The 8,866-nt window shown below is 65.6% G+C and carries 8 protein-coding genes; all 8 read left to right on the forward strand.

The features are described 5' to 3' along the window. On the forward strand, positions 1–504 hold a 504-nt coding region (locus ACXJL8_RS25710), incomplete at its 5' end, for an ABC transporter permease (RefSeq protein WP_456685817.1). Further along, positions 501–1,349 carry an ABC transporter permease gene (locus ACXJL8_RS25715; protein ID WP_456617706.1) on the forward strand — a complete coding sequence of 283 codons (849 nt, stop codon included), beginning with the start codon at positions 501–503 and terminating at the stop codon, positions 1,347–1,349. The genes ACXJL8_RS25710 and ACXJL8_RS25715, both read left to right, overlap by 4 nt. Next, the gene (gene nikE, locus ACXJL8_RS25720) at positions 1,346–3,016 is read left to right on the forward strand and encodes a nickel ABC transporter ATP-binding protein NikE (protein WP_456617705.1); all 1,671 of its coding nucleotides are present in this window, start codon (positions 1,346–1,348) and stop codon (positions 3,014–3,016) included. Before ACXJL8_RS25715 ends, nikE begins: the two co-directional genes overlap by 4 nt. Before the next feature lie 142 nt (positions 3,017–3,158). After that, on the forward strand, positions 3,159–4,763 hold the full coding sequence (locus ACXJL8_RS25725) for an ABC transporter substrate-binding protein (protein WP_456617704.1): 1,605 nt from the start codon (positions 3,159–3,161) through the stop codon (positions 4,761–4,763). A 17-nt stretch (positions 4,764–4,780) separates the two neighbouring features. Then, on the forward strand, positions 4,781–5,722 hold the full coding sequence (locus ACXJL8_RS25730; RefSeq protein ID WP_456617703.1) for an ABC transporter permease: 942 nt from the start codon (positions 4,781–4,783) through the stop codon (positions 5,720–5,722). After that, positions 5,719–6,642, forward strand: coding sequence for an ABC transporter permease (locus tag ACXJL8_RS25735; RefSeq protein ID WP_456617702.1), 924 nt, complete (start codon positions 5,719–5,721; stop codon positions 6,640–6,642). Before ACXJL8_RS25730 ends, ACXJL8_RS25735 begins: the two co-directional genes overlap by 4 nt. A 19-nt stretch (positions 6,643–6,661) precedes the next feature. Next, positions 6,662–7,651, forward strand: coding sequence for an ABC transporter ATP-binding protein (locus ACXJL8_RS25740; protein WP_456685818.1), 990 nt, complete (start codon positions 6,662–6,664; stop codon positions 7,649–7,651). Further along, positions 7,648–8,631: an ABC transporter ATP-binding protein gene (locus ACXJL8_RS25745; RefSeq protein WP_456617700.1), complete on the forward strand. Its 984-nt coding sequence runs from the start codon at positions 7,648–7,650 to the stop codon at positions 8,629–8,631. The genes ACXJL8_RS25740 and ACXJL8_RS25745 overlap by 4 nt, the downstream gene beginning before the upstream one ends. Positions 8,632–8,866: the final 235 nt, after the last annotated feature.

The raw sequence follows: 8,866 nt of genomic DNA on the forward strand, positions 1-8,866 counted from the left end.
GACGTGTTCACATCGCTGCCGCCACAGCGCACCGGATTCCTGTCCATCGATTTCCTGCTCGCCGGAGATGTCGAAGGCTGGTGGGCGGCCTGCAAGCAGTTGATCCTGCCGGCGGTGAGCATGGCGCTGTTCGTGATCGCGCCATTGGCGCGGATCACGCGCGCCTCGATGCTGGTCTCGCTCGGCAGCGACTTCGTGCGCACCGCGCGCTCCGTCGGGCTGTCCTGGCGCAAGGTGGTCGTCACTTATGCCTTGAGGAACGCGATCCTGCCCGTCATCACCATCGCCGGCATCGTGTTCTCGACCATGCTGGGGGCCAATGTCCTGGTGGAGAAAGTGTTCTCCTGGCCGGGCGTCGCCTCCTATGCGCTCGATGCGCTGCTGTCCTCCGACTACGCGCCGGTGCAGGGATTCGTGCTGCTGATGGCCAGTCTGTTCGTGCTGGTCAATCTCGCCGTCGATATCTGCTACGGCATCGCCGATCCCAGGGTGTCGATCGAATGACGAGCGCAACCCTCAGGCATTCGGTCTGGATCCTGCGCGGCAATCCGCTCACCGGCGTCGCCGCGGCCGGCGTCCTCCTGTTCGTCCTGGTCGCGATCTTCGGTCCCTGGATCGTGCCTTATGATCCCGTCGTCTCGAATGTCTCGGAGGCGCTGTTGCCGCCGAGCGCCGCCCACATCGCCGGCACCGATCAGCTCGGACGCGACGTGTTCAGCCGCCTCGTGATCGCGGCGCGGCTCGACCTTGCGATTGCGGTCTCCGCGGTCGGCATGTCCTTCGTGCTCGGCGCCGTCGTCGGTTCGTTCTGCGGCTATGCCGGTGGCAGGCTCGACCGCGCGGTCGGCCGCTTCGTCGACGTGATGATGGCCTTTCCGCTGTTCGTGCTGGCGATGGCGATGGTCGCGGCCCTGGGCAACCGGATCGAGAACATCGTGATCGCGACCGCGATCATCAACCTTCCGTTCTACATCCGCTTCGCGCGGGCCGAGGTCAACATCCGGCGCAATGTCGGCTGGGTGGAGGCCGCGCGCGCCTGCGGCGAGAGCCATTTCTCGGTGGTGCTGCGCTTCCTGCTTCCGAACATCCTGCCGGCAATGGCGGTGCAGATCTCGCTCAACCTCGGCTGGGCGATCCTGAATGCGGCCGGCCTGTCCTTCATCGGCCTCGGCGTCAAGCCGCCGACGCCGGAATGGGGCATCATGGTCGCCGAAGGCGCGCGCTTCATCTCGACCGGCAGGTGGTGGTTGGTGGCCTTTCCGGGCCTTGCGCTGATGATGGCCGTGCTGTGCTTCAACCTGCTTGGGGACGGGATGCGGGACATTCTCGACCCGCGTATGCGGACATGAGCGAGACGCTGCTCCAGATCGACGACCTCCACGTCTCGTTCTCGACGCGGCGTGGCATGGTCGAGGCCGTGCGCGGCGTCACGCTCGCGGTCGAAGCCGGCGAGATGCTCGGCCTCGTCGGCGAGAGCGGTTCGGGCAAGTCGGTCACCGGCTTTGCGACGACGCGGCTGCTGGATTCGGCTGGCCGTGTCACTGCCGGAAAGATCCTGTTTCGCGGGCAGGACGTCACCAAGCTCAGGGGCGACGATCTTCGTCAGCTGCAGGGCGCTGCGATGTCGATGATCTTCCAGAACCCGCGGGCGGCGCTCAATCCGATCCGGGCGATCGGCTTGCAGATCGCGGACGCGATCCTCACCCACAAGCGGATCTCGAAGGACGCCGCGCGCGCCGAGGCGCTGGAGCTGCTGCGCGCCGTCCAGATCCGCGACCCCGAGACGCGGATGAACGCCTATCCGCACGAGCTCTCCGGCGGCATGTGCCAGCGCGTCATGATTGCGATCGCGATTTCCTGCAATCCTGCACTGCTGATCGCCGACGAGCCGACGACCGGGCTCGACGTCACCACGCAGAAGGTGGTGATGGACCTTTTGGCAGACATTGCCGCCGCGCGCGGCATGGCGACGATCCTGATTACGCACGATCTGGGGCTCGCGGCGCGATACTGCCGCCGCATCGCCGTGATGGAGCGCGGTCGCATCGTCGAGGAGGCCAGCCCCAGGACGCTCTTCAGCGCGCCGCAGCACGCCTATACCAAGCGGCTGGTTGCGGCATCGCCCACTGCGACCTCCCGGATTGAGGATCTCGTGACGGAGGAGGAGCGGGAAGGCTACGCGGCAATGATCAGCAAGCCCAGGCTGGAGCCCGCGTACGGTACGCCCCCGCTGCTTGAGGTGCGTAAACTCGCGAAACGTTTCGACCAGGGCTCTGCGGCGGTCGCGGATTTTTCGATGACGATGGCCGGCGGCGAGAGCGTCGGGCTTGTCGGCGAATCCGGATCCGGCAAGAGCACGACGTCGCGCATGATCTGCCGCCTGATCGATCCGAGCGAAGGCGACATCGTGTTCGACGGGCAGTCGATCGGTCACGTGGCGGCGCGCGACTTTCATCGCTCGCGCTTCCGCAAGGACATTCAAATCGTCTTCCAGGACCCGAATGAGAGCCTCAACCCGCGCTTTACCGCCTTCGACTGCATTGCCCATCCGCTGATGCGGCTCGACGGTTTGCGGGCGGGCAGCCAATTGCGGGAGCGGGTGGAAGAATGCGCGGAGCGGGTGGGGTTGCCGCAGGATCTGCTGCCGCGCTTCCCGCATCAGCTCTCCGGGGGCCAGAAGGCCCGCGTCGGCATTGCCCGCGCCATCGCCTGCCGGCCGCGGCTCCTGGTGCTGGACGAGCCGACCGCCGCGCTCGACGTCTCGGTGCAGGCGGTGGTGCTGCAACTGCTCGACCGCCTGCGGCGCGAGAACGACATCGCGCTGCTGTTCGTCAGCCACGATCTCAACGTGGTGCGCATGCTCTGCGACCGCACCATCGTGCTGCGCAATGGCGGCATCGTGGAGCAGGGGGAAAGCCGGGCGTTGTTCGATAATCCCAAAACCGACTACACGCGCAAGCTGGTCGAGGCGATCCCCCATTTCGAGACCGGGCCGGCGCTGGCGGCCGCGCTTTGAGGCCCGAACCAGCCGCAAAAGCCATCCAGATCCGGCTAGCGAAGGCCTGGTTACTGGCATACCATTTGCAGGCGAATGGCTTCTGTTTCACCTGCCCTTGGCCAACGAACGGCCGGCATCACGGCATTACTGGGAGGACTTCATGGATCGCAGGACCGTATTGAAGGGACTGGCTGGCGCAGGCGGCCTGGCGCTGACGGGTAGCCTCTCGGCTCCGGCGCTTTCGCAAGGCGCGGCTGCCCGCACCCTGCGTTTCGTGCCGCAGGCCAACCTTGCCAATTTCGATCCGATCTGGGGCACGCAATATGTCGTGCGCAACGCCGCCGCGATGGTCTGGGACACGCTTTACGGCATCGATTCCTCGCTTCAACCGCAGCGCCAGATGGTCGAATCCGAGCAGGTGAGCGACGATGGCACGATCTGGACGTTCAAGCTGCGTTCGGGCCTCAAGTTCCATGACGGCGAGCCGGTGCTGAGCAAGGACGTCGTCGCGAGCCTTGCGCGCTGGTCGGCGCGCGATCCGATGGGGTTGATGATCAAGGCGCTCCAGCAGGAGCTCACCGCCGTCGACGACCGGACGTTCAAATGGGTGCTGAAGCAGCCCTTCCCGAAGCTGCTCTACGCGCTCGCCAAGAACAACTCGCCTTGCGCCTTCATCATGCCGGAACGCATCGCGCAGACCGATCCGTTCAAGCAGATCGGCGAATATGTCGGCTCCGGGCCGATGAAGTTCGCGAAAGCCGAGTGGGTGCCCGGCGCGAAAGCGGTGTTCGAGAAGTTTGCCGACTATGCGCCGCGGCAGGAAAAGTCCTCGTGGCTTGCCGGCGGCAAGCAAATGCTGGTCGACCGCATCGAGTGGGTGGTGATGCCGGATCCGGCCACCGCTGCCGCCGCGTTGCAGAATGGCGAGATCGACTGGTGGGAGAATCCGATCGCGGACCTCGTGCCGGTCCTGAAGAAGAACAAGAACATCAGCGTCGATATCGGCGATCCCCTCGGCAATGTCGGCTCGTTCCGCATGAACTTCCTGTATCCGCCCTTCAACGACGTGCGGGCGCGGCGCGCGGTGTTGATGGCGCTGAGCCAGGAAGACTATATGCGCGCGATCGTCGGCGACGACACCGCGCTCTGGAAACCGCTGCCGGGCTTCTTCACGCCGAATACGCCGCTCTACACGGAAGTGGGCGGTGATATCCTGAAGGGCAAGCGCGATTTCGACGCGGCCAAGAAGCTGCTCGCCGAGAGCGGCTATTCCGGCCAGCCGGTCACCTGCCTCGTGGCGCAGGACCAGCCGATCACCAAGGCGCAGGGTGACGTGACCGCCGACCTCCTGAAGAGGCTCGGCATGAATGTCGACTTCGTCGCGACCGATTGGGGCACGGTCGGCTCGCGTCGTGCGGCGAAGACGCCGCCGGGACAGGGCGGCTGGAACATGTTCCACACCTGGCATGCGGGCGCGGACTGCATCAATCCGGCCCCGTACACTGCCATTCGCGCCAATGGCGACAAGGCCTGGTTCGGCTGGCCCAACAGCCCCGGCACCGAAAAGGAGGTCACCTCCTGGTTCGAGGCCAAGAACCTCGATGAGGAGAAAGCCGCCATCGGTCGCCTCAACAAGGCGGCGATGGATGACGTCGTCTATGCGCCGACCGGCTTCTTCCTGAGCTACACCGCGTGGCGCAAGAACGTCTCCGGCGTTGGCAAGGGACCGTTGCCGTTCTTCTGGGGCGTATCCAAGTCCGCTTGATCGTGCGATAAGGCCACATGCTCTCCTACATCCTCCGGCGCATCGTCGCGACCTTGCCGGTCATGGCAATCGTCGCGCTGTTCGTGTTCAGCCTGCTCTACATCGCGCCGGGTGATCCGGCCGTGGTGATCGCGGGCGATCAGGCAAGCCCGGAGGATGTGGAGCGCATTCGCCAGAGCCTCGGCCTCGATCGTCCGTTCCTGATCCAGTTCGGAAGCTGGGTCTGGCGCATCCTGCATGGCGATCTCGGCACCTCGATCTTCACCAACCTGCCGGTCTCGACCATGATCGGGCAGCGTCTCGGACCGACGCTGTCGCTGATGATGGTCACGCTTCTGCTCACGATCGTGGTCGCGGTGCCGCTCGGCGTGGTGGCGGCGTGGAAGGCCGGCAGCCTGATCGACCGCGCCATCATGGGCTTTGCCGTGTTCGGGTTCTCGCTGCCCGTCTTCGTGGTCGGCTACATGCTCGCCTACATCTTTGCGCTCGAACTGGAATGGCTTCCGGTGCAGGGTTACACGCCGCTCACCCAAGGCTTCTGGCCCTGGCTGGAGAATTTGATCCTGCCGGCGGTCGCGCTCGGCTGCGTCTACATCGCGCTGATCGCGCGCATCACCCGCGCCACCATGCTCGAAGTGCTGCAGCAGGACTATATCCGCACCGCGCGCGCCAAGGGGCTCGGGCAGGGCGGCATCCTGTTCGTTCACGCGCTGAAGAACGCGGCGGTGCCGATCGTGACCGTGATCGGGATCGGCATCGCGCTTCTGATCGGCGGCGCGGTTGTCACCGAAAGCGTGTTCGCGATTCCCGGCCTCGGCCGGCTCACGATCGATGCGATCCTGCGCCGCGACTATCCCGTGATCCAGGGCATCGTGCTGCTGTTCAGCTTCGTCTACGTCCTCGTCAATTTGATGATCGACGTCATCTATACGCTCGTTGATCCGAGGATCCGCTATTGACCGACACGACCATCACCACGCAACCGCTTCCGGCCGGGTTCGTCGTCGCGCCGCAACTGCCCGAGCTGTTGCGGCCGGCAAAAATCCGGCGCGGCATTGTCGGCTTCCTGCGCGGCCATCCCACGGTCGCGATCGGCGGCGCGCTGCTGCTGACCCTCGTCCTGGTCGCGATCTTCGCGCCTTATCTCGGAACGGTCGATCCGACCGCGCTCGCGCCCGCCAAGCGGACCCGGGCGCCGTCGGCCGCTTTCTGGTTCGGCACCGACGTGCTCGGCCGCGATATCTATTCACGCGTGCTCTACGGCGCGCGGGTCTCGCTCACGGTCGGCCTCTCGGTCGCGATGTTCGCCTCGATCGCCGGTCTTGCCATCGGCATCGTCTCCGGCTTCATCCGCTGGGCGGACGGGATCCTTATGCGCTTCATGGACGGCCTGATGTCGATACCGCCGATCCTGCTGGCGATCGCGCTGATGGCGTTGACGCGCGGCAGCGTCGGCAACGTCATCCTGGCGATCACCATCGCCGAAATCCCGCGGGTTTCCCGTCTTGTCCGAAGTGTGGTGCTGTCGCTGCGCGAGCAGCCCTATGTGGATGCGGCGGTGGCGTGCGGAACGCGCACGCCGATGATCATCCTGCGCCACATCCTGCCCAACACGCTGGCGCCCATGCTGGTCCAGGCGACCTATATCTGCGCCAGCGCCATGATCACGGAGGCGATCCTGTCCTTCATCGGCGCCGGTACGCCGCCCACCATTCCGTCTTGGGGCAACATCATGGCCGAAGGCCGCGCGCTGTGGCAGGTCAAGCCCTACATCGTGTTCTTTCCGGCGGCCTTCCTGTCGGTCACCGTGCTTGCCGTGAATTTGCTCGGCGACGGCCTTCGTGATGCGCTCGACCCGCGCATGGCCAAGAGCCTCTGATGGCAAGGGGCTGATCGCGATGGCGCTGCTCGAAGTCGAGAATCTGCAAACCCACTTTCGCACGCCCGGGGGCATCAACCGTGCGGTCGAAGGCGTGTCCTTCCATGTCAACGAGGGCGAGACGCTGGCGATTGTCGGCGAGTCCGGCTGCGGCAAGTCGGTGACGTCGATGTCGCTGATGCGGCTGATCCCGGAGCCGCCCGGCAAGATCGCGGGCGTCATCCGCTTTGCGGGCAGGGACCTCCTGCAACTCTCCGACCGCGAGATGCGCGCGATCCGTGGCAACGACATCTCGATGATCTTTCAGGAGCCGATGACGAGCCTCAATCCGGTCCTGACGGTTGGCCGCCAGATCCGCGAGACGCTGATGATCCATCAGGGTCTGGACCAGCAGGCCGCCGAGGCGCACGCGATCGAGATGTTGACGCTGGTCGGCATTCCCGAGCCGAAGCGGCGCGTGCGCGAATATCCGCACCAGCTTTCCGGCGGCATGCGCCAGCGCGTGATGATCGCGATTGCGCTCGCCTGCAACCCGAAACTCCTGATCGCCGACGAACCGACCACGGCGCTCGACGTGACCATCCAGGCGCAGATCCTGAAATTGATGCTTGATCTCAAGCGCCGGGTCGGCGCGGCGATCATTCTCATCACCCATGATCTCGGCGTCGTCGCCGAGATCGCCGAGCGTGTCATGGTGATGTATGCCGGCCGCAAGGTCGAGGAGGCGCCGGTCGCCGAGCTGTTCCGCTCGCCGCGCCATCCCTATACGCAAGGCCTGCTCGGCGCCGTGCCGCGGCTCGGCTCTTCGCTGACCGGCACGGCGAGGCGGCTCGCCGAGATTCCCGGACAGGTCCCTGATCTGCGCAAGCCGATCACCGGCTGTGTGTTTGCCGGACGCTGTTCGCTCGCCACCGATCTCTRCCGCCAATATGCGCCGGGGCTCGAGGAGAAGGGGCCGCGACACGTCGCCGCCTGCCATTACGCAGCCAAGGGAGCCGCCGCGGCATGAGTCCTCCGCTGCTCCAGGTCAACGACCTCAAGAAGCACTTTCCGGTCAAGACTGGCCTGTTCAACCGCAGGTCCGAATGGGTCTATGCGGTGGACGGCGTGTCGTTCGAGATCGCGCGCGGCGAGACGCTGTCGCTGGTCGGCGAATCCGGCTGCGGCAAGTCGACGGTCGGCCGCGCCGTTTTGCGGCTGTTCGACATCACCGCCGGCCAGGTGATCCTCGACGGCCAGCGTATCGACGACGCGCATCCGAGCACGATGCGGCAGATGCGCCGTCGCGTGCAGGTGGTGTTCCAGGATCCGTTCTCGAGCCTCAATCCGCGCATGCGCGTGCGCGACATTCTGGCTGAGCCGATCCGCAATTTCGGCCTCGCCAAGTCGGCGGCCGATCTCGAGGCGCGCGTCACGGCGCTGATGGACACCGTGCGCCTGCCGCGCGAGGCGCTGAACCGCAGGCCGCATGAATTCTCCGGCGGCCAGCGTCAGCGCATCGGCATCGCGCGGGCGCTTGCCGCCGAACCCGAGCTGATCGTCTGCGACGAGGCGGTCTCCGCGCTCGACGTCTCGGTCAAGGCGCAGATCGTCAACCTGTTGCAGGATCTCCAGAACGAGTTCGGCCTCGCGCTGCTGTTCATCAGTCATGATCTCGCGATCGTCGAGCACATGACCCACCGCGTCGCGGTGATGTATCTGGGCAAGATCGTCGAGGTGGCGCCGCGGCGGGAGATTTTTGCCGCGCCGAGACATCCCTACACCAAGGCGCTGCTGTCGGCGGTGCCGCTGCCCGAGCCTGGTGCCCAGCGCAGCCCCATCATCCTGAGCGGCGACGTGCCGAGCCCGATCCATCCGCCGAGCGGATGCCGCTTCCACACCCGTTGTCCGTACGTCTTCGACCGCTGCCGGACGGAGGAGCCGGAGCTTCGCTCAAGCGGAGGCGATCAGTGGGTGGCGTGCCATCTCGACGCATTGCCGCAGGATTAGACTTCATCGTCGGCATATGAGCGCGTGAGCGGAACTGTGCTGCGGGCTTCAGTCACGTATGGTGTTGGGATGCGCCCGGCGCCTGGGTCTCGCAGGTCGCAATAGAGCTGAACAAGGACTCGAAGTAGCGCCTTGCGCGAATGCCGCCGGCCGGCTGTCTTGCAAATCGTCAGGTCGGTCGTGACCGAGAGCCGGAATGGGCCGGGCTGCGCTTGAGCTTTGCCGCCCCTTCGAG

This window comes from Bradyrhizobium sp. P5_C11_2 (assembly GCF_054049755.1).

Bases quoted from the DNA above. Each gene is read 5' to 3' on its own strand.
- ACXJL8_RS25725 (WP_456617704.1), top strand. From the start codon at position 3,159: ATGGATCGCAGGACCGTATTGAAGGGACTGGCTGGCGCAGGCGGCCTG.
- ACXJL8_RS25730 (WP_456617703.1), top strand. From the start codon at position 4,781: ATGCTCTCCTACATCCTCCGGCGCATCGTCGCGACCTTGCCGGTCATG.
- ACXJL8_RS25715 (WP_456617706.1), top strand. From the start codon at position 501: ATGACGAGCGCAACCCTCAGGCATTCGGTCTGGATCCTGCGCGGCAAT.
- ACXJL8_RS25745 (WP_456617700.1), top strand. From the start codon at position 7,648: ATGAGTCCTCCGCTGCTCCAGGTCAACGACCTCAAGAAGCACTTTCCG.
- nikE (WP_456617705.1), top strand. From the start codon at position 1,346: ATGAGCGAGACGCTGCTCCAGATCGACGACCTCCACGTCTCGTTCTCG.